This window comes from Streptomyces sp. NPDC058246, assembly GCF_042881985.1.
GTDB lineage: Bacteria > Actinomycetota > Actinomycetes > Streptomycetales > Streptomycetaceae > Streptomyces.
Genome location: NZ_JBHVWZ010000056.1, coordinates 1 through 25440 on the forward strand (window position 1 = coordinate 1; position 25440 = coordinate 25440).

The window sequence follows — 25440 nt, forward strand, 5'->3', positions numbered from 1 at the left end:
CATACACGGCAACGCTCGCGATCCCGGCATCCCGGCACGCCCGGGCCACGCGGACAGCGATTTCGCCACGGTTGGCGATGAGCACCTTGCGCACGATGGCTCCCTCCTTGAAACAAGCCGAGTTTAGGGACTGCCGACACGACCTTTCGACCCGTCCCCAATGGTGAGCTTGCCCACACGGAGCGTGATGCGAGGCTCGCCCGACCCGCGAAATCCCTTGTCGCGCCGCGGCACGCAGGAATCCCTGCCTGAACCCTAGCCCTCCTGTGTGGTCAAGGTCTCTGTGACTCCGTGCCGCGCCCCACAACGTTTCTTTGTGGAGTCCCTACGAATGGCCCAATGATTCTTTGCCCGTGGCCGACCTCTTGTCCCCACGTTTACCCGTTAGTAGCGTTCACGATGTCTCGAACGTACTTGGGGTAACAGCACACGGAAGTGGGTGGGGACCGGTGGTGCGCAGACCGGTGGCGTGGGTGACGGCGATCGTGCTCTTCGCGGAGGCGATCGGCATCGCGCTGCTGAACTGGTTCCTCGGCGTGGTCGTCGACCGGCAGGACATGTCCCTGGCCGGCCTCGACTCGAACGCGATGTCCGTGTCGTCGAAGGTGGGCGGCCTGGTCTTCGGCCTCTACTTCGCGGCGTGCGCTCTCGTCGCCCTGCTGGTCGCCCTGCGCGACCGCGCGCCGGGCCTCGTCGGCCGCATCCTGCTCATCAGCGCCGCCGTCGTGCACGCCCTGCTCGGCGCGTTCACGGTGGGCCTGGTGGGCTGGGGCGCGTTCGCCTTCATGATGGTGGTGCTCGGGCTGATCGTGTTCACCCTGATGGCGTACGACCGCCGGGTGGCCGCCGGTCCGTCCGACGCCGTCCCCGAGGACGGCAAGACCGGCGGCAACGGGGGAGGAGCGCCGGTGACCGCCCCTCCGGCCCCGTCGGCTTCCTGAGCCCGGCTACCGGCTCACTTCCGGCCGCCGGCTCCTGGCGCGGCCGCCGGCTCCCGGCGTCCCGCGTCACTTCTCCCGCGGTGTCCACAACTCCGTGATCCCGACGCCCAGTTCGGCCAGCAGGCGGCGCACCAGCGGCAGCGAGATCCCGATGACGTTGCCGTGGTCGCCGTCGATGCCCTCGATGAACGGGGCGGAGCGGCCGTCGAGGGTGAAGGCGCCCGCCACGTAAAGGGGTTCGCCGGACGCGACGTACGCGGCGATCTCCTCGTCGGTCGGCTCGCCGAAGCGGACGACGGTGGACGCGGTCGCCGAGGCGTAGCGCTTGGCGGCCGTGTCGTAGATGCAGTGACCCGTCTGGAGGGTGCCGGCGCGGCCGCGCATGGCCTTCCAGCGGGCGGTGGCCTCCTCGGCGTCCGCGGGCTTGCCGAGCGCCTCGCCGTCCAGGTCGAGGACCGAGTCGCAGCCGATCACCAGCGCGCCCTGCACCTCGGGCTTCGCCGCCACGACGGAGGCCTTCGCCTCGGCCAGCGCGAGGGCGAGGTCGGCGGGGGTGGGTGCGGTGACGGCGTCCTCGTCGACCCCGCTCACGATCACCTCGGGGGCGAGTCCGGCCTGTCGCAGCAGGTTGAGCCGGGCGGGGGACTGCGAGGCGAGGACGAGGCGGCGGCGCGGCTGATCGGTCATGCGGTCAGCGTATCGGCGCGCCCGGCGTGATGCCCCGGCCGCTGCCGACGGCACTCATCTGATGCCGAGGACGATCATCGCGAGCACCATGGCCAGCGCCATGAGAACGCCGAGGCGCCGCAACATGTCCTGCATGTCGCGGAGTTCCTTGGGGGGTTCGTCCTCCGGGTCGGACCACAGCATGTTCTCGATCGTGCGGCGGTGACGGGTCCGGGCGCCTGAGTACGCGTACTCAACTTGCGTACATCCCGTGTAAATGGGTCTGGGGTTTCTTTAGTGCGGGACGGACTGCTACGGTCGTCGGTATCACTAAAGGAACTCCGGTCCCTTTTAGGGAGGTGGCCGGGACGTCGGAAGGGAACCGCCGTGTTCACCACCGCCTGGACCGCCTCGCCCCAGCTCCCCAGCGAAGGCTTCACCCCCAACTGGTCGAGGGAGGGCTTCTGGCGCCAGTCGCTGCGCCAGGTCGTCCGCCTCACCGCGGGCGGCGACCGGCTCCGCATCCGGCTCTCCCACGCGTACGGCACCTCGCCGCTGCGGATCTCGGGCGCCACCGTGGCCCGTACCGGCGAAGGCGCCGCCGTGGAGGCGGGCTCGGTCCGGCGGCTCACCTTCGGGGGAGCCGACCACGTCGAGATCCCCGCGCGCGGGCACGTCGTCAGCGATCCGGCCGGACTCGCCCTGGAGTCCCTGGACTCGGTGACCGTCACGCTCCACTTCGACGCCGTCACCGGGCCCGCGACCTTCCACGCACAGGCCTTCGCGACCAGCTACCGGGGCGCGGGCGAGCTCCTGTACGACCTCGACGGGCGGGGCTTCGGCGAGGCGACCGAGTCCTGGTACGTCCTCTCGGCCGTCGAGGTCGACACGGGCGGCCGTACGGACGCCGTCGCGCTCTTCGGGGACTCCATCACGGACGGTTTCGGCTCGACCCCGGGCGCGAACCGCCGCTGGTCCGACGCACTCGCCGAACGCACCGGGCGGCCCGTCCTCAACGCGGGCATCGGCGGGAACCTGCTGCTGAACGACTCCGCCTGGTACGGCGAGAAGGGCGTCCACCGCCTCGGACGCGACGTCCTCGGCCACCCGGGCGTCGACACCCTCGTCGTGCTCCAGGGTCTCAACGACATCGGCTTCAGCGAGACGGACGAACAGCCGACGTACCGGCCCGCGCCGGTCGTCGAGGCCGCCGAACTCATCGACGGCTACCGGGAGTTGATTCGGCAGGCGCGGGCCGGCGGGCTACGGGTGATCGGCGCGACCCTGCTGCCCTTCGGCGGCTCCGACCACTGGGGCGAGCACGCGGCGAAGGTGAGCCACGAGGTGAACGAATGGATTCGCGGCGGTGGGGAGGGGGAGTGGGACGCGGTGCTGGATCCGCACCGCGCCCTGGCCGATCCGGCCGACCCGGACCGGCTGCACCCGGCGTACGACTTCGGCGATCACCTGCACCCCAATGACGCCGGGTACGCGGTGCTGGCCGAAGCCGTGGCCGGGGTGCTGCCCTAGGTGGTCTGTCCGGCCCTAGCCGGGCCAGTACGTGCGGCCCCACGCCTTCGGGCCCGGGGCCGGCACGCGGCTCAGGGCCAGCCGGGAGGGGTCCGCCCAGGCGTCCGGCTCGTGGTGCGCGCCGGACGGGGCGGAGGCCACCGCCGCGGCGCGCGCCCTGACCACCGCCAGCGCGGCGGCCAGCTCCTCGGGGGTCGGATTGCCCCGTACGACCTTGATCGTCATATGTGCTCCCAAGGGTCCAAGGTTCCGGGGGCCTAGAGGGGGATGTTGCCGTGCTTCTTCGGAGGCAGTGATTCCCGCTTCGTGCGCAGCTGACGCAACCCGCGTACGACATGGGCGCGGGTCTGGGACGGCATGATCACGCCGTCGATGTAGCCGCGCTCGGCCGCCGTGTAGGGGTTGAGGAGCGTGTCCTCGTACTCCTGGATGAGGCGGGCCCGGGTGGCCTCCTGGTCCTCGGCGGCGGCGATCGTGCGGCGGTGCAGGATGTTGACCGCGCCCTGCGCGCCCATCACCGCGATCTGGGCCGTCGGCCAGGCGAGGTTGAGGTCGGCGCCGAGGTGCTTGGAGCCCATGACGTCGTACGCGCCGCCGAAGGCCTTGCGCGTGATGACCGTGATGAGGGGGACGGTCGCCTCGGCGTACGCGTAGATCAGCTTGGCGCCGCGCCGGATGATGCCGGTGTGCTCCTGGTCGACGCCCGGCAGGAAGCCCGGCACGTCGACGAAGGTGATGACGGGGACGTTGAAGGCGTCGCAGGTGCGGACGAAGCGGGCCGCCTTCTCGGACGCGTCGATGTCCAGGCAGCCGGCGAACTGCATCGGCTGGTTGGCGACGATGCCGACCGGGTGGCCCTCCACCCGTCCGAAGCCGGTGAGGATGTTCGGCGCGAACAGCGGCTGCGTCTCGAAGAACTCGGAGTCGTCCAGGATGTGTTCGATCACCGCGTGCATGTCGTACGGCTGGTTCGCGCTGTCCGGCACGATCGTGTCCAGCTCGCGGTCCTCGTCGGTGAGGGCGAGGTCCGCCTCCTCCGGGAACACCGGCGGTTCGCTGAGGTTGTTGGACGGCAGGTACGACAGCAGCTGCTTGACGTACTCGATGGCGTCCTTCTCGTCGCCCGCCATGTGATGGGCCACGCCCGACACGGCGTTGTGCGTCCGGGCGCCGCCGAGCTCCTCGAAGCCGACGTCCTCGCCGGTGACCGTCTTGATGACGTCCGGGCCGGTGATGAACATGTGCGAGGTCTGGTCGACCATGATGGTGAAGTCGGTGATCGCGGGGGAGTAGACAGCGCCACCCGCGCAGGGCCCGACGACCAGGCTGATCTGCGGAATCACGCCGGACGCATGCGTGTTGCGGCGGAAGATCTCCCCGTACATCCCGAGGGCGCTGACACCCTCCTGGATGCGGGCGCCGCCCGAGTCGTTGATGCCGATGACCGGGCAGCCCGTCTTCAGCGCGAAGTCCATCACCTTCATGATCTTCTGGCCGAAGACCTCGCCGAGGGCGCCGCCGAAGACGGTGAAGTCCTGCGAGAACACGGCGACCGGGCGTCCGTCGACCGTGCCGTAGCCCGTGACCACACCGTCGCCGTACGGGCGGTTGTTCTCCATGCCGAAGTCCGTCGAGCGGTGCCGCGTGAACTCGTCCAGCTCGACGAACGACCCCTCGTCGAGGAGCAGTTCGATCCGCTCACGGGCCGTCAACTTGCCCTTGGCGTGCTGCTTTTCGACGGCGCGCTCCGAGCCGGCGTGCGTCGCCTCTTGGATGCGGCGCTGCAAGTCCGCGAGCTTGCCCGCGGTGGTGTGGATGTCGGGGTGTTGCAGCTCTTCCGGCTCGGACATCGGGATGCGGCTCCCTGCCTGCTCTAGGGGGACGTGAGGGGGACGTGCTCAGGTGCGGTGCTCGGGTGATCTGCTCGGGTGAGGTGCTCAGAAGTGGGGTTTGCTACTCATCCGTAGCGTAGTGGCGTGCCTACCGTTCGGCAGTGCGGCGTTTACCACACCTAGGGTGGCTTGCATGACGCCGCGAGATGCCTCAGACGCGAACGACGACGCGCACGACAACGCGCATGAAGACGCGCATGAAGACGCGCACGACAACCGGTGGTCCGACCTGGACCGTCCGCCGCTGAACGCGGCCTCCCTGCGCCGGGCGCTGGTCCGCGAGGACGGGCTCTGGCGCGCTGTCGAGGTGGTGCAGCGCACCGGGTCCACCAACTCCGACCTCGTCGCCCTCGCCACGGAGCAGAAGGCCGACGAAGGGACCGTCCTCGTCGCCGAGGAACAGGACGCCGGGCGCGGCCGCCTGGACCGCCAGTGGACGGCGCCCGCCCGCTCCGGCCTCTTCTTCTCCGTCCTGCTCAAGCCCACCCAGGTCCCCGTCGAGCGCTGGGGCTGGCTGCCGCTGCTCACCGGCGTGGCCGTCGCGACGGGTCTCTCCCGGGCCGCCGGCGTCGACACGGCACTCAAGTGGCCCAACGACCTGCTGGTGACCGTCGGTGGTGAGGAACGCAAGGCCGGCGGCATCCTCGCGGAGCGGGCCGGGCCGGACGCGGTCGTCGTCGGCATCGGCATCAACGTCACCCTCCGTGAGGACGAACTCCCCGTGCCGGGGGCCGGCTCGCTGGCGCTGGCGGGCGCGCGGACCACGGACCGTGACACCGTGCTGCGGGCCGTGCTCCGGTCCCTGGAGCAGTGGTACGAGCGCTGGCGCGCAGCTGGCGGCGACCCCGTCGCGTCCGGCCTCCAGGACACGTACGCGGCCGGTTGCGCGACCCTCGGACGGGTGGTCCGTGCCGAGCTGCCCGGGGGTCGCTCCCTCACCGGCGAGGCGGTCGCCCTGGACGGCGACGGACGCCTGGTCATCGCCACGGAGGAGGGCGTACAGGAGCCGGTGGGGGCGGGGGACGTGGTGCATGTGCGGCCGGCGTAAGGGCTGAATCGTCCAGCCCGTCCGGCGATGGAGGACGAGGCCGTCGCCGTCCGGCGTTTCGGGGGCGAGCCCGTCCGGCGTCGGGGACGGCTCGTCCGGCGTACGGGGACGGTTCGTCCGGCGTACGGGCGAGGCCGTTCGGGCTGATACGGGGGGTCCGGGGGGCGGAGCTGCCCGGGTGCGGGTTGGGTGGGAGTGGAGGGGGCGGGAAACCTCCCGACCTGGACCCCGGCGTCAGGAGTGAGCCAGCGCACACCTGTCGTAGAGTTGAGCGCGGTCGATACCTGACCGCGGCAGATCGGAAGGGCAGCAGGCGTGACCGTCGACGACACCGGCTCCGACACGGGTGCCCACCCCGGCCCCGACGGCGAGCCGGGCCGTACCGCCGAGCCGATCAACGACCCGGCGCCCGCACGGGCGGACACGGACGGCCGAGTGGACGCGCACCCCGACCCGGACTCCGAGGAAGACCCCCTGGCGCTGCGCCTGGAGGGGCTGATCCTCGGCGCCGAGCGCCGCTACACCCCCTTCCAGGCGGCCCGCAGCGCGGGCGTCTCCATGGAGCTCGCCTCCCGCTTCTGGCGGGCCATGGGCTTCGCCGACATAGGCCAGGCCAAGGCGCTCACGGAGGCGGACGTCCTCGCGCTGCGCCGCCTCGCCGGTCTCGTCGAGGCGGGCCTGCTCAGCGAGGCGATGGCGGTGCAGGTCGCCCGCTCCACCGGGCAGACCACCGCCCGTCTGGCCGAATGGCAGATCGACTCGTTCCTGGAGGGCCTGACCGAGCCGCCGGAACCGGGGATGACGCGCACCGAGGTGACGTACCCCCTGATGGAGCTGCTGCTGCCCGAGCTGGAGGAGTTCCTCGTCTACGTCTGGCGGCGCCAGCTCGCCGCCGCGACCGGCCGGGTCGTCCAGGCCGGAGACGACGAGGAGATGGTCGACCGCCGCCTCGCCGTCGGCTTCGCGGACCTCGTCGGCTTCACGCGGCTGACGCGCCGCATGGAGGAGGAGGAGCTCGGCGAGCTCGTCGAGGCCTTCGAGACCACGTCGGCGGATCTGGTGGCCGCGCACGGTGGCCGCCTCATCAAGACCCTCGGCGACGAGGTCCTTTTCGCGGCGGACGACGCCGGTATCGCCGCCGAGATCGCGTTGCGGCTCATCGAGACGATGGCCAACGACGAGACGATGCCGGAGCTGCGCGTCGGCATCGCCTTCGGCACGGTGACCACCCGAATGGGTGATGTGTTCGGCACGACCGTGAACCTCGCCTCCCGCCTCACGTCGATAGCGCCACGCGACGCGGTTCTGGTGGACGGCGCCTTCGCGGAGGAACTGGTCCACACCGGGGACGCGCCCGTCTCCGAGGCGGAGGCCGCCGAACTCGCCGCCGCCGCGGAGAAGGAGGGCGAGGAACCGCCCTCCTACCGCTTCGCCCTCCAGCCGATGTGGCAGCGCCCGGTCCGCGGCCTCGGCGTGATCGAGCCCTGGCTGCTCGCCCGCCGGGACGCGGAGTAAGGCCGGAAGCGATACCGGCTGGACCGGCCGTACCGGCTGGACCGGCCGTACCGGCGGGCGCCGGGCGGCACCGGCGGGGGCCGGCCGAGACTGACCGGGGGCCGTGGACCGGCTGAGGGCCGGCCCGGGGCGGCCTGCTCGTGTCGGCTCTGGTGGGGGGCGCCGAGCGGCGCGGTCAGGTCGCCCTGCGACTGACCGGGGCCGTGGAGTGGCCGGGGCGGGCTGAGGACCGGCGGGCCGGTTTGCTCGTGTTGGCTCTGGTGGGGGCGCCGAGCGGCGCGGTCAGGTCGCCCTGCGACTGACCGGGGCCGTGGAGTGGCCGGGGCCGGCTGAGGACCGGCCGGGGCCGGTCTGCTCGTGTCGGCTCTGGTGGACGGCGCCGAGTGGTGCCGTCAGGTCGCCCTGCGACTGACCGGGGCCGTGGAGTGGCCGGGGCCGGCTGAGGACCGGCGGGCCGGTTTGCTCGTGTCGGCTCTGGTGGGGGGCGCCGAGCGGCGCGCTCAGGCTGCCCTGCGACTGACCGGGGCCGTGGAATGGCCGGGGCGGGCTGAGGACCGGTGGGGCCGGTCTGCTCGTGTCGGCCCTAGTGACGGCCGCCGAGCGGTGCCGTCAGATCGTCCACGCAGATCCCGACGATCGGCACGCATACGACCGGCGGCTCGGGCCGCGGGGTCGGGGGGTGAGTGGTCGCGCTCGGGTTGGGCCGCGGGGCGGCGGGCGTGCTCGCGGCCGGGGGTGGTGTGGTCAGCGGGGCGGTGGGAATGCCGGTCGTGTCGGGCGGGCCGGCCGCGGGGCCGCTCCCGTGCGGCGACGGGATCGCCCCGGGGGCGGCGGTCGTCGGGGCCGGCGGCGTCGGTACGAGGCTCACGCCCGAGGTGGGCGTAGCGCTCGCCCCGCCCAGCACGGACGTCGCCCTGGCGGCCACCGGATGTGCGGCGGAGGGCACGGCCTCGACGGTGGTGACGGCGTTGCCCGCCGTGTCCGTGACGCTCGCCCCGGTCGGCTCGGCCTCCGCGCTCCCGCCGCCCCCGATCACCGACTCCGGCGTCATCCGTACGAAGCTCAACACCCCCGCGGCAAGCGCCAGTCCTCCCACGGCGAACACCACCCGCCGGGGCCGGGGCCGGCGATGCCGCCCGCGGACGGGGCGGGGCCAGAGCGGCTCGGTGGCCGGCTCGCCGGTGCCGGGGGCCTCGGTGCCCGTGGTGTCGAGTGCGGGACGTGCTACGCCGCCCAGGGCCCGGGAAGCGGCCGACGCACCGCCGGCCGCCGCGGGACGGACCGACGCACCGTCGGCCGAAGGGGCATGCACCGACCCTGAGGGCGCGCGCCGGGGCTCCCGGCCGGGCCTTGTGGCCTGCGGTGTCTCGTGGTTCGTCATGGTCGTCCCTCCCCAATGCGCCCGCGCCCCCCGAATGCGCCGCGGCGGAGCGCAGGTTATGCGCGGTTTGCGGGCGCGGGGAGGGAGTTGGGCGGGATGTCACTCGAACGGGGAGTCGTGGGCGCGGGGGTGGGTTCGAGGGGACGGGTTCGAGGGGACGGGTTCGGGGGACGGGCGGGGGGCGGGTTTCGTCGGGCGGCTTCGGCTGCGATGATCGGAGCGTCGGTTGTTAACCCGCGTTAACCGGGAGGGTGTCATGGCGGAGCAAGGGGACGAGCGGCGGTTCGGGGAGTTCGTCGCCGTACGACGGCACGGGTACGTCGCGGAGCTCGCCCTGGACCGGCCCAAGGCCATGAACGCGGTGTCCACGGACATGGCTCGCGCCATCGCCGGTGCGTGCGAGGCGCTCGCCGCCGACCGGGAGGCGCGGGTGGTCGTGCTGACCTCCACCCATGAGCGGGCCTTCTGCGTCGGTGCCGACCTGAAGGAGCGGAACTCCTTCTCCGACGCCGACCTGGTCCGTCAGCGGCCCGTCGCGCGGGCCGCGTACACCGGTGTGCTGGAGCTGCCGATGCCGACCGTCGCCGCCGTGCACGGCTTCGCGCTGGGCGGTGGGTTCGAGCTGGCGCTGTCGTGCGACCTGATCGTGGCCGACCGTACGGCGGTCGTGGGGCTGCCCGAGGTGTCGGTCGGGGTGATCCCCGGAGGGGGCGGTACGCAGCTGCTGCCCCGCCGGGTCGGGGCCGCGCGGGCGGCCGAGCTGATCTTCTCGGCCCGGCGGCTGGAGGCGGTCGAGGCGCGGGAGTTGGGGCTCGTGGACGAATTGGTGGACGCGGGCGAGGACCGTACGGAAGCCCTCGCCCTCGCCGCGCGTATCGCCGCGAACTCGCCGGTCGGACTGCGGTCCGCCAAACGCGCGCTGCGGCTCGGGCAGGGGCTCGACCTCCGGGCGGGTCTCGAGGTCGAGGACGCCGCCTGGCGGTCCGTCGCCTTCTCGGGGGACCGGGCGGAGGGCGTCGCCGCCTTCAACGAGAAGCGCACGCCGGAGTGGCCGGGGGAGTAGACGCTGTTCGCCCCCGCCGCCCCTGCCATCCCTGCCCGTCACCCGGGGACCCCTCGGACCGGCCCACGGCCCCCAAGCCCCCGCCCCCAAGCCCCCCGGACCCGAGCCCCCGGACCCCTGTTCGCCGCACCAATATCCCTAAATGTCACAGTTGTACCTAGCCTGGGGTGATGGGTGAGGACAGGCGGCTGAGGGCTGTGGTGGCGCTGGCGCAGGGGATGGCGGCGGCGCACACCCCGCGCGAGTCGTGGCGGGCCGCCGCGCTCGGCGCCTGCGACGCGCTGGCCGGAAGCTTCGCCGCGCTCTCCGTCTGGGAGCGCGAGCTCGGCCGGCTCAGGGTCCTCGTCAACGTGGGCGACCGGGCCGAGGACGAGGACGAGTTCCCCGACGGGGAGGCCTACCCCGTGCACCAGTTCCCGGAGATCACCGAGTTCCTGCACGAGCGCTGGGCGGGCGGCGGCGAGCCCAACGCCTGGGTGGAGACGGCGGGGGGCCCGGCGGGGGGCCACGCCGGTTACTGCCACCAGCGCGTCGCCGCCCTGCGCCGACGCGGCCGCGGCTGCTGCGTCGTCGCGCCCATCGTCCTGCACGGCCGCGCGTGGGGCGAGCTGTATGTGGCCCGGCCGGCCGCCGCCCCCGTCTTCGTCCGGGCCGACGCCGACTTCGCGACCGTCCTCGCCTCCGTCGTCGCGGCCGGGATCGCCCAGACCGAGCGTCTGGAGGAGGCCCGGCGGCTGGCGTTCACGGACGCCCTCACCGGCCTCGCCAACCGCCGCGCCGTGGACGTACGCCTCGACGAGGCCGTCGAGCAGCACAAGGGGGACGGGGTCGTGGTCAGTCTTGTCGTCTGCGACCTCAATGGGCTCAAGCGCGTCAACGACACCCGCGGGCACGCCGTCGGCGACCGGCTCCTGGAGCGGTTCGGATCCGTGCTGTCCCTGTGCGGGGCCATGCTCCCGGGCACCCTCGCCGCACGCCTGGGCGGCGACGAGTTCTGTCTGCTGGCGGTGGGCCCCGCGGCGGACGAGGTCGTCCGTATCGCCGACGAACTCTGCCGCCGGGCGGCCGAGTTGGAGCTCGGGGAGGGGGTGGCGTGCGGGGTCGCCTCGACCGAGGATCCGATCGGACCCGTACGCTCCGCCCGTCGGCTGTTCCGGCTCGCCGACGCGGCCCAGTACCGGGCCAAGGCCGTGCGCGCGGCGAAACCCGTGGTCGCCGGGCGCGAGGGGCCCGACGACCCGGTCATGCGCCTCGCGGACGCGCCGTCGCCCACGGAGGGGGAGCGCCGCCGCTTCCGTGGACGCCACGAACCCCGACAGTGACGCGGGCTGCCCGTGGGCGCCACGAACCCTGGCGGTGACGCTGGCTGCGCGGGGACGTCATGAGCCCTGGCGGGGACGGGGCTGCCCGGGGACGTCATGAGCCCTGGCGGGGACGCGGGCTGCGCGGGGACGCCATGGACCCCGGCGGTGGCGCCGGCTGCTCGCCCCCGTGGGCCGTCCTCTGTGACGTACGTCGAAGTAAGGGGTCAACCGGCCACCCACTAGTGACATCATCGAATTCACTGCGTACGCTCCTGAATATGGATATGCACACTGTGGTGGTGGGGACGTCCGGGGTGACCGCGTCCGACGTTCTCGCCGTGGCGCGCGACGGCGCCCGGATCGAGCTCTCCGGCGAGGCGGTGGCGGCCCTCGCCGCGGCCCGCGAGATCGTGGACGCGCTGGCCGCCAAGCCGGAGCCCGTCTACGGCGTCTCCACCGGGTTCGGTGCCCTCGCGACCCGGCACATCAGCCCGGAGCTGCGCGCCCAGCTGCAGCGCAACATCGTCCGCTCGCACGCCGCCGGGATGGGCCCGCGCGTGGAGCGCGAGGTGGTCCGCGCGCTGATGTTCCTGCGGCTCAAGACCGTCTGCTCGGGGCACACCGGCGTCCGGCCCGAGGTCGCGCAGACCATGGCCGACATCCTCAACGCCGGGATCACCCCGGTCGTGCACGAGTACGGCTCGCTCGGCTGCTCCGGCGACCTGGCGCCGCTGTCCCACTGCGCGCTCACGCTGATGGGCGAGGGGGACGCGGAGGGCCCGGACGGTGTCGTACGGCCCGCGGGCGAGCTGCTCGCCGAGGCCGGCATCGCGCCCGTCGAACTGCGCGAGAAGGAGGGCCTCGCCCTCCTCAACGGCACCGACGGCATGCTCGGCATGCTGGTCATGGCCCTCGCCGACCTGGAGGCGCTCTACAAGTCGGCCGACGTCACCGCCGCCCTCTCGCTGGAGGCGCTGCTCGGCACCGACAAGGTCCTCGCCCCCGAACTGCACGCCATCCGTCCGCACCCCGGGCAGAGCGCCAGCGCCGCCAACATGCTGGCCGTGCTGAAGGGTTCGGAGCTCACCGGGCACCACCAGGACGACGCCCCGCGCGTCCAGGACGCCTACTCCGTGCGCTGCGCCCCGCAGGTCGCGGGCGCCGGACGCGACACCCTCGCGCACGCCCGTACGGTCGCCGAGCGCGAACTCGCCTCGGCGGTCGACAACCCCGTCGTCCTCCCCGACGGCCGCGTCGAGTCCAACGGCAACTTCCACGGCGCCCCGGTCGCCTACGTCCTCGACTTCCTCGCCATCGCCGCCGCCGACCTCGGGTCGATCGCCGAGCGCCGCACGGACCGGCTGCTCGACAAGAACCGCTCGCACGGCCTGCCGCCGTTCCTCGCGGACGACGCCGGCGTCGACTCCGGCCTGATGATCGCCCAGTACACGCAGGCCGCGCTGGTCAGTGAGATGAAGCGGCTCGCCGTACCGGCGTCCGCGGACTCCATCCCGTCCTCCGCGATGCAGGAGGACCATGTGTCGATGGGCTGGTCGGCCGCGCGCAAGCTGCGCACCGCCGTCGACAACCTGACCCGCATCGTCGCCATCGAGCTGTACGCCGCCACCCGCGCGATCGAGCTGCGCGAGGGCCTCGCCCCGGCCCCGGCGTCGCAGGCGGTCATCGACGCCGTCCGCGCGGCCGGCGTCCAGGGCCCCGGCCCGGACCGCTTTCTCGCCCCGGACCTGGAGGCTGCCGACGCCTTCGTGCGCGCGGGCCACGTAGTGGCGGCGGTGGAGCCGGTCACGGGGCCGCTGGCCTAGGGCCTGTCCGGTGTCTGGGGCCGCTGTCCGCCGGACGGTGGTCCCAGGCACCGCCAGAAGTGTGCTACTGTCTCATTGATACGTTTTTGGTACCCATTTACTTTGTGCGCCTGATCGGAATCCTCCGCAGGCGCGTTTTGTTTTACCGGCAACTCCGGCTTCTCCCGGTGCATCTCCGGATTGGGTCCGCTACCTCTCAGGAGAAAACAATGGCTACAGGCACCGTGAAGTGGTTCAACTCGGAAAAGGGCTTCGGCTTCATCGAGCAGGACGGCGGCGGCCCCGACGTCTTCGCCCACTACTCCAACATCGCCAGCTCCGGCTTCCGTGAGCTGCTGGAGGGCCAGAAGGTCTCGTTCGACGTCGCCCAGGGCCAGAAGGGCCTGCAGGCGGAGAACATCGTCCCCGCCTGATTCGGGACGCGCTTTCCAGAGCCGGGACCCGCACCTTCGGGTGCGGGTCCCGGCTCGCGCTGTGAGTGCTGTCAGTGCTGTGTGCGCTATCAGTTGCAGTGCGTGCAGTGAATGCAGTGCGTGCGGTGAAATGCGGTGCGTGCAGTCCGTGGGCCCAGGAAGGAAATCCAGATCCAGCATGACTCGATCCGAACGTCCCGTCCGTAAGCGGCCGGCAAACGCACGCGCCACCCAGACCGGTGGCTCCGCCAAGAACGCGGGCCGGAACACCGGCCGGGGGTCCGGCAAGGGCGGTGCCCGCAAGGTCGCGCCGCCGCAGGAGTTCTCGCTGCCCGAGACCCTCACGCCCGCGCTGCCCGCCGTCGAATCCTTCGACGCGCTGGACATGCCCGCCGCGCTGACGAAGACGCTCACGGCGCAGGGCGTCACCGAGCCCTTCCCGATCCAGGGCGCGACCCTGCCCAACTCCCTTGCCGGGCGCGACGTCCTCGGCCGCGGCCGCACCGGCTCCGGCAAGACGCTCGCTTTCGGGCTCGCCCTCCTCGCACGTACGGCCGGACGCCGGGCCGAGCCGAAGAAGCCGCTCGCCCTCGTCCTGGTCCCCACCCGCGAGCTCGCGCAGCAGGTCGACGACGCGCTGACGCCGTACGCGACCGCCGTGAACCTGCGTGTGGCCACGGCCGTCGGCGGTATGTCGATCGGCCGGCAGGCCGGTGCGCTGCGCCGCGGCGCCGAGGTGCTGGTGGCCACCCCCGGGCGGCTCAAGGACCTCATCGAGCGCGGCGACTGCGCCCTCGACCGGGTCGCGATCACCGTCCTCGACGAGGCCGACCAGATGGCCGACATGGGCTTCATGCCGCAGGTCGTCGCGCTGCTCCAGCAGGTCGAACCGGGCGGTCAGCGCCTGCTGTTCTCGGCGACGCTCGACAAGAACATCGACCGTCTCGTACGGATGTTCCTGACCGACCCCGTCGTGCACTCCGTCGACCCCTCCGCGGGCGCGGTGACCACCATGGAGCACCACGTGCTGCATGTCGCCGACGAGACCGACAAGAAGGCCGTCGCCCTGCGCATCGCGGCGCGCGACGGCCGGGTGATCCTGTTCGTGGACACCAAGCGCGGCGCCGACCGGTTCACCAAGCGGCTGCTCGCCAACGGCGTACGGGCGTCCGCGCTGCACGGCGGGCGCAGCCAGCCGCAGCGCAACCGCACCCTCGACCAGTTCAAGACCGGTCAGGTCACCGCGCTCGTCGCCACCAACGTGGCGGCCCGCGGCATCCACATCGACGACCTCGACCTCGTGGTCAACGTCGACCCGCCGACCGACCACAAGGACTACCTCCACCGCGGCGGCCGCACCGCCCGCGCCGGGGAGTCCGGCAGCGTCGTCACCATCGTCCTGCCCGAGCAGCGGCGCGAGATGACCCGCCTGATGGCGGACGCCGGCATCACCCCGCGCACCGCCCGCGTCAAGTCCAGCGACGAGGAACTGGCCCGTCTCACCGGCGCCCGCGAGCCCTCCGGCGTCCCGGTCGTCATCGAGGTCCCCCAGCCCGCCGAACAGCCCAAGCAGCGGCCCAAGTCCCGTCCCCGGACCGGGGGTGGCGCCAGGCGCCCGTCGGGCACGGGCGCGGCGGGCGGCGCCGCCACCGGCCGCCGTACCGGCGGCGGTGGGGCCGCGAACGGCCGCCGTGACGACACGGGCGGCGGGGCGGCCACCGGTCGCTCCGGCGGCCGCGGGCGCGCTCCGCAGCGCCGCACCGAGCGAGGCGGCCAAGGCGGCGGCCGCCGGGCCGCGTAAGCGGCCCGTAGCGGCGCGGGGAACCGCGCGACCAGCCACGGATCACCCGCGGTTCGGGGGCGGCTTCCCGCACCCCCGGCGGATCACACGTTGCCCAGGAACCCCGGGTCGACGGAGTCGAGCTCTGTGGCGAAATCCCGGTGCAGACCGAGGAGTTCGGCCATGGGCAGGACACGGCGGCTCGCCGCGGGAAGATCGCGGCGGGCCTCGGCCGACCAGAGGTAGGGGAAGAACGTGATCCCCTGGGACGCCTTCAGCTGGCCCGACTGGCCCCGCCAGCCGGGCCAGCGCAGCGTGTCGTAGAAGTGGTCCGTGCCGTCTTCCAGGAGCCAGTTGAGCCACGCCGCGTGCCCCACTTCGAGGGCCTCCCAGCGCAGGGAGTCCGGCGCGAAGTAGACCACTTCGCCGGGACCGCCGGGGCGCCCCACCGACCTCGGCTCGGGCCCGTTGAGCACGAAGACCCCGCCGAGCACGTCATGGCCGACGACGAGGCCGCCCGGGGGGCGCCATCCGGGGTCGAACCGCTCGGGGAAGCCGTTGACCTCGGCGAGGCTGGGCAGGTCCGGGGGCGCGCCCGGCAGTCCCGTGGACGGCCCGGCAGCGGCGCCCGGGCTGCCGTAGATGCGCAGCCACCCGCTGTCCAGCACCACTCCGCCGCAGTTGAGCGCCATCGCGCCCAGCCAGGAGCGCGCGGTGATCTGCAGCTGGAGCAGGGTCGAGCGGCCCTGTGCGGGGTCGCCGGGCAGCACGTCCATCGACACGCCGCTGGTGGCGAGTGCCTCGGACAGGCGCGGCCAGGCCGGCTCCGCGACGTCGGTCAACTCGGTCAGATCTCGCATGGATTCCCCGCGGATTCTGGGATTTCCGGGCCGGAGCACCGACCTCAGTAGGCCATCGTGCGCTCTCGGCGCACCGAATAGGTCACGAACCCGGCGCCCACGCCGAGGAAGAGGGTGCCACCGACGACGTACGGCGTCGTGTCGACGCTTCCGGTGTCGGCGAGCAGGGTCTGCTCCTCGCTCGTCCCGGTGCCCGACCCCGTCGACGCCTGCACCGCGCTGGTGGTGGTCGTCGTCGCGGAGGTTGACGCCGAGGCTCTCGGGGCGGGTGCGTCCTGGGTCGCGTTGGCGGACGGGACGAACCACAGGGCCCCCAGGAGGGTCCCCGCTGCGGTGGCGGTCAACAACGATCGACGTGCGGCGGACACGAAATATCGATCCCCTTGTGGCGCTGGCGAATTGGCCGTGTGGGGCGATGCTAATGAAAGGCGCGGGTCGTGGGAAAGTCGCGTAACCCCGGGGTCGTACGCTCCGTCCCATGAGTACTCCTGAGACATCACAGTTTGTACGGCTTCGTGTCGAACTGGTGCTGGAAGTCGCCGACGCCGACGCCGTCACCAAGGCCGCGCTGCGCCGGATCGCCGACGACTCCGCCATGCCGGCCGACGAGCGGACGCACGCCGAGAGCGCAGTGACGGAAGACACTGCCGAGGCCCTCGCCTATCTCGTGGACCCGTTCGACCTGGTCAGCGAGGTGCCCGGGATCGAGCTCGCGCAGGCCTCCTGGAGCAGTGAGCCCATTGACTACGATCCCGATTCGCCGGATTGGGACCTCGACGAGGATGATGCTGACGAGGACGACGAAGAAGACGCTCGCGGCTGACGCGGCTTGGGAAATTCGTGACCCCGGGCGGCAACCGCCGTCCGGGGTTTCCTCGTCTCAGCAGACGCGCAGGCCACATCCGCACCACCCGGTCCAGTGTCTGGACGTGGTGTGCCCCACACATCCACGGGATGTGGAACGGGCCGAACCGGTCGTAGCGTTGAAGGTTCTTACGGGGCTCTCGTGTTCTTTTCGGGTATTCGGCAACGATGGAGAAGCGTGTGATGACGGACAGTAAGCGGCGCAAGGGCCTGATGGCCGCGTCCGCACTGCTCGGCGGGGTGTTGGTGCTCTCTGCGTGCAGCGGAGGCGACAAGGCAGGCGCCTCGAGCGGCGGCGACACCTCGTCGCAGGCCAAGGTCGACGAGGCGGCTGCCAAGAAGACCTCCGAGGCCCAGATCAAGATCACGCCCAAGGACGGCTCCGACAACGCCTCGATCAACAACGGCACCGCGGTCACCGTGAGCAAGGGCACGCTCACGTCCGTCACGATGCAGACCGCGTCCGGCACCGCCGTCGCCGGTCAGATATCCGCCGACAAGAAGAGCTGGAAGCCCTCCGCCCAGCTGAACCGCGCCACCACGTACAAGATCGCGGCCGAGGCCACCGACTCCGCGGGCCGCGTCGCCCACGAGAACGCGTCGTTCAGCACGGTCTCCCCGGCCAACAGCTTCATCGGCAACTTCACGCCGGAGGACGGCTCCACGGTCGGCGTCGGTATGCCGGTCTCGATCAACTTCGACAAGGCGATCACGAACAAGGCCGCCGTGCAGAAGGGGATCACCGTCTCCTCCAGCAGCGGCCAGGAGGTCGTCGGGCACTGGTTCAACGCCAACCGCCTCGACTTCCGCCCCGAGAACTACTGGACCGGCGGCTCCACCGTCACCCTCAAGCTCAACCTCGACGGCGTCGAGGGCGCGAGCGGTGTGTACGGCGTGCAGCAGAAGACGGTCACCTTCAAGATCGGCCGCAACCAGGTCTCCATCGTCGACGCCCAGACCAAGACGATGACGGTCACCGAGGACGGCAAGACGATCAAGACGATCCCGATCTCCGCGGGCGCTCCGGACCACAAGACCTACCAGGGTCAGATGGTGATCTCCGAGAAGTTCAAGGAGACCCGGATGGACGGCTCGACCGTCGGCTTCACGAAGAACGACGGCAAGGGCGAGTACGACATCAAGGACGTCCCGCACGCCATGCGTCTGTCGAGCTCCGGCACCTTCATCCACGGCAACTACTGGGGCGCCAAGTCCATCTTCGGCGCGGTGAACACCAGCCACGGCTGTGTCGGCCTCTCCGACACCAAGGGCGCCAACGACCCGAACACCTCCGCGGCCTGGTTCTACAACCACTCGCTGATCGGTGACGTCGTGGTCGTCAAGAACACCGGCGACAAGACCATCGCCCCGGACAACGGCCTCAACGGCTGGAACCTGGACTGGGCGGCGTGGAAGGCCGGTTCGGCCGTCTGACGCAGACCCGACGCATACGACAGCCGCTCGTGCGACGGCCCGCACCCCGCCAGGGGTGCGGGCCGTCGCCGTCGAGCTGCCGGCGGCCGCTCCGCGGAACACAGGGTTCCGAGGCTGTGCACAGTCCCGTCAACGGGTGAACCACAGCCTTCTCATCGTTCTCTTATCCCGGCCTTATCCCGCCATCACGAGCCGTACCTAGCTTGCGGCCATGTTCTTCACCTACCTGAGGCGCGAACTGCGCCGCCGCAGAAAGGCGGCCCTCGTCGTCGCCTCCGGACTCGCCCTGGGCATAGCCCTGGTCATCGTGGTCAGCTCCGTGTCCTCGGGCATGGAGAAGGCCCAGGGCAAGGTCCTCCAGTCGCTGTACGGGCTGGGTACGGACATGACGGTCACCAAGGCCGCGGCGCCCACGTCGAGCAGCAGCGACCGCCCCCGCTTCAACTTCGACGCCCAGGACAACGGCTCCGACACGGACCAGAGCAGCGACCGCGTCATGGTCCAGGGCTTCCAGACCCTGGCCGCCTCGACGGTCTCCAAGGTCGACTCGCAGAAGGGCGTCGCGGACTCCGTCGGCGGGCTGAGCCTCCAGGTCATCCGGGTCAACGGCCAGTTCACCCGGGGTCAGTTCCAGCAGAACCCGAACGGCGGCAACCAGCAGGGCGGCCGCGGCGGCGCCCAGCCCTCGCCCCAGGGGACCGTCAAGGGCGGCGGAGCCAACTTCGACGTCAACAACTACTCGGTCTACGGCACCGACGTCACCAAGCCGGCCCTCGGCCCGCTGACCTCGTCGAAGATCACCAGCGGTCGTACGTTCAAGACGTCCGAGACGAACTCCAAGGTCGTCGTCGCCGACACGTCGTACGCCAAGGAGAAGAAGCTCAAGGTCGGCAGCACCGTCACCATCAAGAGCGTCAAGTACAAGGTGATCGGCATCGCGACGCCGGACAGCGGTGACGCGGCGGCCAACCTCTACATCCCGCTCAAGCAGGCGCAGACGCTCAGCGACTCCAAGGACAAGGTCACCACGATCTACGTCAAGGCGTCGGACTCGCAGCAGATCAGCGGCGTCAAGAGCACCATCCAGAAGAACATCTCGGGTACCACGGTCACCACCTCCGCCGACCTCGCCGACACCGTCTCCGGCTCCCTGTCGACCGCCTCCAGCCTCGCCTCGAACGTCGGCAAGTGGCTGTCCATCGCGGTGCTGGTGGCCGCGTTCCTGGTCGCGGGTCTGCTCACCTCCTCGGCCGTCTCGCGCCGGGTGCGCGAGTTCGGCACCCTCAAGGCGCTCGGCTGGAAGTCGGGCCGGGTGACCCGCCAGGTCGTCGGTGAGGCCATCGTCAACGGCCTGGTCGGCGGCGCCCTCGGCATCGCGCTCGGCCTCGCGGGCGCCTATGTCGTCACGGAGATCAGCCCCACCCTGCAGGCGCAGGTGGGCAGTTCGGGCGGCGGTCCGGGCGGTGGCGGTCCGGGCGGTGGCGGTGGCGGCGGCTTCGGCGGTCCCGCCCGGCAGGCGGCGACCAAGGCCCTCGACGTCGCGCTCACCGCGCCCGTCAGCCTCAACACCATCGTCGTCGCGGTCGCCCTCGCCGTCACCGGCGGCCTGATCGCCGGCGCCTTCGGCGGCTGGCGCGCCTCCCGGCTGCGCCCCGCGGACGCCCTGCGCCGCGTCGAATAAGCCCCGCCCATTACGTACTTACGTATCCCAGGAGTTGCACCATGTACGAACTCAGAGGCGTCACCAAGCGTTATACGCGGGGCAAGGAAACGGTCGACGCGCTCGCCGGTATCGATCTGACCATCGGGGACGGCGACCGGCTCGTCATCCAGGGCCCCACCGGTGGCGGAAAATCCACCCTTCTCCAGATGCTCGGCGGGCTCGACCGCCCCACCGCGGGCAGTGTCGAACTCGACGGCACGGACATGGCCAAGCTGTCCGAGGCGAAGCTCACCAAGGTGCGCAGCGAGAACATCGGCTTCGTCTTCCAGAGCTTCAACCTGATTCCCACGCTCACCGCGCAGGAGAACGTGGAGACCGCTCTCGTACCGCTCGGGGTGAAGACCAAGGAGCGGCGCGAACGGGCCGCCGCGGCACTGGAATCGGTGGGCCTCGGCGAACGCCGCGGACATCTGCCCGCCGAGCTCTCCGGCGGTCAGCAGCAGCGCGTCGCCATCGCCCGTGCCCTGGTCAAGCAGCCGAAGGTGCTGCTCGCCGACGAACCCACCGGCAACCTCGACGAGTCCATGCGCGACGAGATCATGGACGTACTGGAGACCATGTGGAAGGAGCACGGGCTCACTTTCATCATGGTCACGCACGATTCCGCGATCGCGAAGAAGGCCCCGCGGCTCGCGACGATCCGCAAGGGCAGGATCACTGTCAAGGAGAACGCGGGAGCATAAAGGAGCATAAAAGGGGGAGCGTGGGAGCGGAGCGGAACAACTCCGTCAACTCTTCACTGTCGCCTCTCTATTGAGCGGTCGATCACCCCCCGGGCATACTTGCGTATTCCGGGGGGTGTGCGCGCGTGCGTACGAGACGTCCCCCGGCCGGACGAATGGGGAATTCGCCCGGACCTATCTCCAGGGGGAGACTTGCGCAGACAAGTGAAAAGAGCGTGCGCGGCGACCGTGGCCGTGGCGGCCTCGGTGGCCCTGGCGGCGGGAATGACCAGCCCGGCGTCGGCGAAGGCGGAGCACACGAGCGGCGCCTCGGCGGCCGAGAAGGCCGCCGGGCTCACCGCCCGGCAGCACATCACCCTGATCACCGGTGACCGGGTGGCCGTCGACGCGAAGGGCCGTGTCGTCGGCTTCGAGCGGGCCAAGGGCCGCGAGCACATACCCGTGACGGTCCGCAAGGCGGCCGGCCACACGCTCGTGGTGCCCGCCGACGCCCGGCCCCTGATAGCCGCCGGCAAGCTCGACCAGCGCCTCTTCGACGTCACCGAGCTGAACAAGGCGGCCACCCGCAAGGCCCAGAAGCAGGGCCTGAAGCTGATCGTCGGCTACAAGGGAGCGGCGACCGCCGCCAAGGCCGACGTCCGCGAGGCGGGCACCCTCCGCAGGACCCTGAAGTCCCTGAACGCGGACGCGGTGCTCACCCCGAAGCAGGACGCGGCGCAGCTGTGGTCGGCGGTCACCAACGGCGGCAGCGCGGCATCCGGTATCGCGCATGTCTGGCTGGACGGCGTCCGCAAGGCGAGCCTGGACAAGTCCGTGCCGCAGATCGGCGCGCCGACGGCGTGGGCGGCCGGTTACGACGGCAAGGGCGTCAAGATCGCCGTCCTGGACACGGGCGTCGACGCGACCCACCCGGACCTCAAGGACCAGGTGATCGCGGCGAAGAACTTCTCCACCTCCGCCGACGCGACCGACAAGTTCGGCCACGGCACGCACGTCGCCTCGATCGCGGCGGGCACCGGCGCCAAGTCGAACGGCAAGTACAAGGGCGTCGCGCCCGGCGCGAAGATCCTCAACGGCAAGGTCCTCAGCGACGACGGCTACGGCGACGACTCCTCCATCCTCGCGGGCATGGAGTGGGCGGCCGACCAGGGCGCCGACGTCGTCAACCTCAGCCTGGGCGGCGGCGACACCCCGGAGATCGACCCGCTCGAAGCCGAGGTCAACAAGCTCTCCGAGCAGAAGGGCATCCTCTTCGCGATCGCCGCGGGCAACGACGGCGACTTCGGTGAGCAGACCGTCGGCTCCCCGGGGAGCGCCGCCGACGCGCTCACCGTGGGCGCGGTCGACGACAACGACAAGCTGGCGTCCTTCTCCAGCCGCGGCCCCGGCCTCGACGGCGCCATCAAGCCCGATGTGACCGCACCCGGCGTGGACATCACGGCGGCCGCGGCCCCGGGCAGCCTCATCGACAAGGAGGTCGGCGAGAAGCCCCCGGGCTATCTGACGATCTCCGGTACGTCGATGGCGACCCCGCATGTGGCGGGCGCGGCGGCGATCCTCAAGCAGGAGCACCCGGACTGGACGTTCGCCGAGCTCAAGAGCGCGCTGACCGGCTCCGCGAAGGGCGGCAAGTACACGCCGTTCCAGCAGGGTTCGGGCCGGATCGCCGTCGACAAGGCGATCAAGCAGTCCGTGCTCGCCGACCCGAACTCGGTCAGCTTCGGCACCCAGCAGTGGCCGCACACCGACGACAAGCCGGTGACCAAGCAGCTCACCTACCGCAACCTCGGCAAGACCGACGTCACCCTCACCCTGTCGGCGACCGCCACCAACCCCAAGGGCCAGGCGGCTCCTTCGGGCTTCTTCACGCTCGGCGCCAAGACCGTGAAGGTCCCGGCGGGCGGCAAGGCCGCGGTCGATGTCACGGTCGACACCAAGCTGGGCGGCACCACGGACGGCGCGTACTCGGCGTATGTGACGGCCACCGGTGGCGGCCAGTCGGTGCGGACCGCCGCCGCGGTGCAGCGCGAGGTGGAGTCGTACGACGTCACGCTGAACTACCTGGTGCGGGACGGGCAGCAGCCCATCCACCTCACCGACCTGTACGGCTTCTCGGGTCAGGGCAACGGGCATGACTACTTCGCGCAGGGCACCGGCGCCACGGACACCATCCGGGTGCCCAAGGGCAACTACACCCTCGACGCCCAGTTCGTGAAGAACCTCACCGACCTCGACGGCGGCCTCGACTGGCTGGTCCAGCCCAAGCTGAGCGTCACCAAGAACACCACGGTGACCGTCGACCAGCGCACCGCCAAGTCGGCCGACATCACGGTGCCGGACGCCCAGGCGAAGCCGGTCTCGGGCCTCGTCTCGTACACGTACGACCCGGCGGGCTTCGGCATGGGCATCGGCATGCCGTCCTTCCAGGAACTGCGGGTGGGCCACATCGGCCCGGCGGTCTCCTCCGGTCTGTCCCAGAGCTGGTCGGGGATCTGGACGAAGGGCGACGACGCCGAGTACGACGTGTTCACCGGCGCCAAGGTCACCAAGCTGCAGGGCGCGCACGTCAAGCACTACAAGGCGAGCGACCTGGCCACGGTGAAGACCAACCTGGGCGCCGCCTCCTCCGGCAAGACGGGCGCGGTGACCGCGTACGGCTACCTGCCCGACGACTTCGCCTTCGGGGTCGCCGTCGAGCAGAAGCTGCCGGGCACCCGCACTCTGCACGTGTCCACCGGTGAACAGGTCCAGTGGAGTCTCGACTTCGAGCAGTACGGCGGCAAGGACGCCCAGGGCTACCCGATCAGCCAGGCGTTCTACACCCTGGGCGACCCGCAGACCTTCAAGGCGGGCAACAGCTACACGAAGACGTTCAACACCGGCGTCTTCGGCCCGAAGATCGGCGGTCTGTACGGCGTCTACCGCGACGGCCAGTACATCAGCGGCTATCTGCCGGTGTTCGCCGACGGTCAGTCGCACGCGGGGGCGTCCGTCTACACCTCGGTCAAGACGGCTCTGTACCGCAACGGCACCAAGGTCGCCGGGACCGACGACCCGCTGGACGGCAGCGGCCAGTTCAAGGTGCCGGACGCGGACGCGGCGTACAAGCTGACCACGTCCATCACGCGTTCCGTGAAGGTGGCCGCGGCCTCCACGCGGATCGACGCGAGCTGGTCGTTCCGCTCCAAGAAGGCCGACTCGGTGAAGCTGCCGGTCTCCACGGCCCGCTTCGGCGCGTCCCTCGGCCTGGACAGCCGCGGCCCCGCCGGCCAGAAGGTCACCATCCCGGTCACCGTCCAGGGCGCGGCCGCGGGCTCCAACCTCGCGTCGCTGGCCGTGTACGTGTCGTACGACTACGGCCAGACCTGGACCAAGCTCGACGTCAGGAACGGCAAGATCACCTTCAAGAACCCGGCGAAGGGCAAGGGCATCTCGTTCCACGCCAAGATCGCCGACAAGAAGGGGAACAAGTCGACGATCTCGATCTACAACGCGTACTACGCGAAGTAAGGCGCCAGGCGTGAGGTGTCGGCGGCCGGGTTTCGCTGAACGCTGACACGACCGGACGGGCCGTCGGAAGGAGAGCTTCCGACGGGCCGTCCGTGTTTCTGTGGAGGCATGACCGTTTCGACTGTCGAATACATCCGGTACCGGATCCCCGAGCAGCAGTCGGCGGAGTTCCTGGCCGCCTACACCCGGGCCGCCGCCCAGCTCGCCGCGGCCCCGCAGTGCGTCGACTACGAACTCGCGCGCTGCGAGGATGACTTCGAGCACTTCATCCTGCGGATCACCTGGACGTCGACCGAGGACCACGTGGAGGGCTTCCGCAAGTCGGAGCTCTTCCCCGACTTCCTCGCCGAGATCCGCCCCTACATCGGCGACATCGAGGAGATGCGCCACTACAAGCCGACGACGGTCCGGGGTTCGGGCGCCTCCGTACCGACCCTGTACGCCTGGGCGGGCGGCGCGGAGGCCTTCAGCCGCCTGACCGAGGTCTTCTACGACAAGGTGCTCAAGGACGACCTCCTCGCGCCCCTGTTCGCGGACCTGGCCCCCGAACACGCCGCCCATGTCGCCCTCTGGCTCAGCGAGGTCTTCGGCGGGCCGCCGGCGTACTCCGAGACCCAGGGCGGACATGGTCACATGGTCGCCAAGCACCTGGGCAAGGGGATCACGGAGCCCCAGCGCCGGCGCTGGGTGAACCTCCTCCAGGACGCGGCGGACGATGCCGGCCTCCCGACCGACGCCGAGTTCCGCTCCGCGTTCGTGGCGTACGCGGAGTGGGGGACGCGGCTGGCCGTCTATTTCTCCGGCCCGGACGCCACGCCGCCGGGGGAGCAGCCGATTCCCAGGTGGACCTGGGGGTCCGCACCGCCGTACCGGGGGTGAGATGTGGGTTTCTTCGCCCCCGCCGCCACCGCCACCGCTGTCCCCGCCGCCCCTGCCCGTCCGCTACCGGGGCTTCGCCCCAGGTCCCGGTCGCGCGGTTCCCCGCGCCCCTGAACAGGGGCGCGGGGAAC

Annotated in this window: 23 protein-coding genes; 15 read left to right on the forward strand and 8 right to left on the reverse strand. The window is 71.3% G+C overall.

Features of this window, described 5'->3' with window-relative positions:
* On the reverse strand, positions 1–94 hold a 94-nt coding region (locus ACFVXA_RS39900; RefSeq protein ID WP_280842533.1), incomplete at its 3' end, for a biotin carboxylase N-terminal domain-containing protein.
* A 355-nt stretch (positions 95–449) separates the two neighbouring features.
* On the opposite strand from ACFVXA_RS39900, the gene ACFVXA_RS39905 reads away from it, so the two are divergent.
* On the forward strand, positions 450–941 hold the full coding sequence (locus ACFVXA_RS39905; RefSeq protein WP_383911717.1) for a hypothetical protein: 492 nt from the start codon (positions 450–452) through the stop codon (positions 939–941).
* A 66-nt stretch (positions 942–1007) separates the two neighbouring features.
* Here ACFVXA_RS39905 and ACFVXA_RS39910 read toward each other — a convergent pair whose 3' ends face one another.
* On the reverse strand, positions 1008–1628 hold the full coding sequence (locus tag ACFVXA_RS39910; protein ID WP_362034033.1) for a nucleoside triphosphate pyrophosphatase: 621 nt from the start codon (positions 1626–1628) through the stop codon (positions 1008–1010).
* A gap of 54 nt (positions 1629–1682) precedes the next feature.
* The gene (gene mmpB / locus ACFVXA_RS39915; RefSeq protein WP_268240534.1) at positions 1683–1811 is read right to left on the reverse strand and encodes a morphogenic membrane protein MmpB; all 129 of its coding nucleotides are present in this window, start codon (positions 1809–1811) and stop codon (positions 1683–1685) included.
* Positions 1812–1994: 183 nt separating this feature from the next.
* Here mmpB and ACFVXA_RS39920 point away from each other — a divergent pair, with 183 nt between their 5' ends.
* Positions 1995–3137: an SGNH/GDSL hydrolase family protein gene (locus ACFVXA_RS39920; protein ID WP_362034037.1), complete on the forward strand. Its 1143-nt coding sequence runs from the start codon at positions 1995–1997 to the stop codon at positions 3135–3137.
* A 15-nt stretch (positions 3138–3152) separates the two neighbouring features.
* Here ACFVXA_RS39920 and ACFVXA_RS39925 read toward each other — a convergent pair whose 3' ends face one another.
* Together ACFVXA_RS39925 and ACFVXA_RS39930 are read right to left on the reverse strand one after the other, a co-directional pair.
* Positions 3153–3362, reverse strand: coding sequence for an acyl-CoA carboxylase epsilon subunit (locus tag ACFVXA_RS39925; protein WP_383911711.1), 210 nt, complete (start codon positions 3360–3362; stop codon positions 3153–3155).
* 32 nt (positions 3363–3394) lie between these two features.
* Positions 3395–4987, reverse strand: coding sequence for an acyl-CoA carboxylase subunit beta (locus tag ACFVXA_RS39930; RefSeq protein WP_362034043.1), 1593 nt, complete (start codon positions 4985–4987; stop codon positions 3395–3397).
* Positions 4988–5162: 175 nt separating this feature from the next.
* Between ACFVXA_RS39930 and ACFVXA_RS39935 the strand changes: the two genes are divergently transcribed.
* Together ACFVXA_RS39935 and ACFVXA_RS39940 are read left to right on the forward strand one after the other, a co-directional pair.
* A complete protein-coding gene (locus ACFVXA_RS39935) occupies positions 5163–6077 on the forward strand; it encodes a biotin--[acetyl-CoA-carboxylase] ligase (protein WP_362034046.1) in 915 nt (304 codons plus the stop codon).
* Between the two features lie 315 nt (positions 6078–6392).
* On the forward strand, positions 6393–7592 hold the full coding sequence (locus ACFVXA_RS39940; protein ID WP_383748004.1) for an adenylate/guanylate cyclase domain-containing protein: 1200 nt from the start codon (positions 6393–6395) through the stop codon (positions 7590–7592).
* A 583-nt stretch (positions 7593–8175) separates the two neighbouring features.
* Here ACFVXA_RS39940 and ACFVXA_RS39945 read toward each other — a convergent pair.
* Positions 8176–8973 carry a hypothetical protein gene (locus ACFVXA_RS39945; protein WP_383748006.1) on the reverse strand — a complete coding sequence of 266 codons (798 nt, stop codon included), beginning with the start codon at positions 8971–8973 and terminating at the stop codon, positions 8176–8178.
* A gap of 256 nt (positions 8974–9229) precedes the next feature.
* Between ACFVXA_RS39945 and ACFVXA_RS39950 the strand changes: the two genes are divergently transcribed.
* The 5 genes from ACFVXA_RS39950 (at position 9230) to ACFVXA_RS39970 (ending at position 15377) form a co-directional block, all read left to right on the forward strand.
* The gene (locus ACFVXA_RS39950) at positions 9230–10036 is read left to right on the forward strand and encodes an enoyl-CoA hydratase/isomerase family protein (protein ID WP_390028673.1); all 807 of its coding nucleotides are present in this window, start codon (positions 9230–9232) and stop codon (positions 10034–10036) included.
* Between the two features lie 170 nt (positions 10037–10206).
* Positions 10207–11358, forward strand: coding sequence for a sensor domain-containing diguanylate cyclase (locus ACFVXA_RS39955; RefSeq protein ID WP_362034055.1), 1152 nt, complete (start codon positions 10207–10209; stop codon positions 11356–11358).
* Positions 11359–11624: 266 nt separating this feature from the next.
* A complete protein-coding gene (hutH, locus tag ACFVXA_RS39960; RefSeq protein ID WP_383911720.1) occupies positions 11625–13163 on the forward strand; it encodes a histidine ammonia-lyase in 1539 nt (512 codons plus the stop codon).
* Positions 13164–13372: 209 nt separating this feature from the next.
* Positions 13373–13576 (forward strand): cold-shock protein, encoded by a 204-nt coding sequence (locus tag ACFVXA_RS39965; RefSeq protein WP_168510673.1) that lies wholly within the window; start codon positions 13373–13375, stop codon positions 13574–13576.
* A gap of 178 nt (positions 13577–13754) precedes the next feature.
* Positions 13755–15377 carry a DEAD/DEAH box helicase gene (locus ACFVXA_RS39970; RefSeq protein ID WP_384026203.1) on the forward strand — a complete coding sequence of 541 codons (1623 nt, stop codon included), beginning with the start codon at positions 13755–13757 and terminating at the stop codon, positions 15375–15377.
* Positions 15378–15460: 83 nt separating this feature from the next.
* Here ACFVXA_RS39970 and ACFVXA_RS39975 read toward each other — a convergent pair whose 3' ends face one another.
* Both ACFVXA_RS39975 and ACFVXA_RS39980 read right to left on the reverse strand, forming a co-directional pair.
* Positions 15461–16216 (reverse strand): DUF2625 family protein, encoded by a 756-nt coding sequence (locus ACFVXA_RS39975; protein WP_362032632.1) that lies wholly within the window; start codon positions 16214–16216, stop codon positions 15461–15463.
* A gap of 44 nt (positions 16217–16260) precedes the next feature.
* Complete coding sequence (locus ACFVXA_RS39980) at positions 16261–16584, reverse strand: hypothetical protein (RefSeq protein ID WP_390028674.1); 324 nt, start codon at positions 16582–16584, stop codon at positions 16261–16263.
* Between the two features lie 110 nt (positions 16585–16694).
* Between ACFVXA_RS39980 and ACFVXA_RS39985 the strand changes: the two genes are divergently transcribed.
* The 6 genes from ACFVXA_RS39985 to ACFVXA_RS40010 all read left to right on the forward strand — a co-directional run bounded on the left by ACFVXA_RS39985 (position 16695) and on the right by ACFVXA_RS40010 (position 25309).
* On the forward strand, positions 16695–17039 hold the full coding sequence (locus ACFVXA_RS39985) for a hypothetical protein (protein ID WP_390028675.1): 345 nt from the start codon (positions 16695–16697) through the stop codon (positions 17037–17039).
* Positions 17040–17248: 209 nt separating this feature from the next.
* A complete protein-coding gene (locus tag ACFVXA_RS39990) occupies positions 17249–18514 on the forward strand; it encodes an Ig-like domain-containing protein (RefSeq protein ID WP_362032623.1) in 1266 nt (421 codons plus the stop codon).
* Positions 18515–18725: 211 nt separating this feature from the next.
* A complete protein-coding gene (locus ACFVXA_RS39995) occupies positions 18726–20195 on the forward strand; it encodes an ABC transporter permease (RefSeq protein WP_384026212.1) in 1470 nt (489 codons plus the stop codon).
* A 41-nt stretch (positions 20196–20236) separates the two neighbouring features.
* Positions 20237–20920 carry an ABC transporter ATP-binding protein gene (locus ACFVXA_RS40000; protein ID WP_362032617.1) on the forward strand — a complete coding sequence of 228 codons (684 nt, stop codon included), beginning with the start codon at positions 20237–20239 and terminating at the stop codon, positions 20918–20920.
* 204 nt (positions 20921–21124) lie between these two features.
* On the forward strand, positions 21125–24430 hold the full coding sequence (locus ACFVXA_RS40005) for a S8 family serine peptidase (RefSeq protein ID WP_390028676.1): 3306 nt from the start codon (positions 21125–21127) through the stop codon (positions 24428–24430).
* Positions 24431–24538: 108 nt separating this feature from the next.
* On the forward strand, positions 24539–25309 hold the full coding sequence (locus ACFVXA_RS40010) for a group II truncated hemoglobin (protein ID WP_383911690.1): 771 nt from the start codon (positions 24539–24541) through the stop codon (positions 25307–25309).
* The last annotated feature ends 131 nt before the right edge of the window (positions 25310–25440 follow it).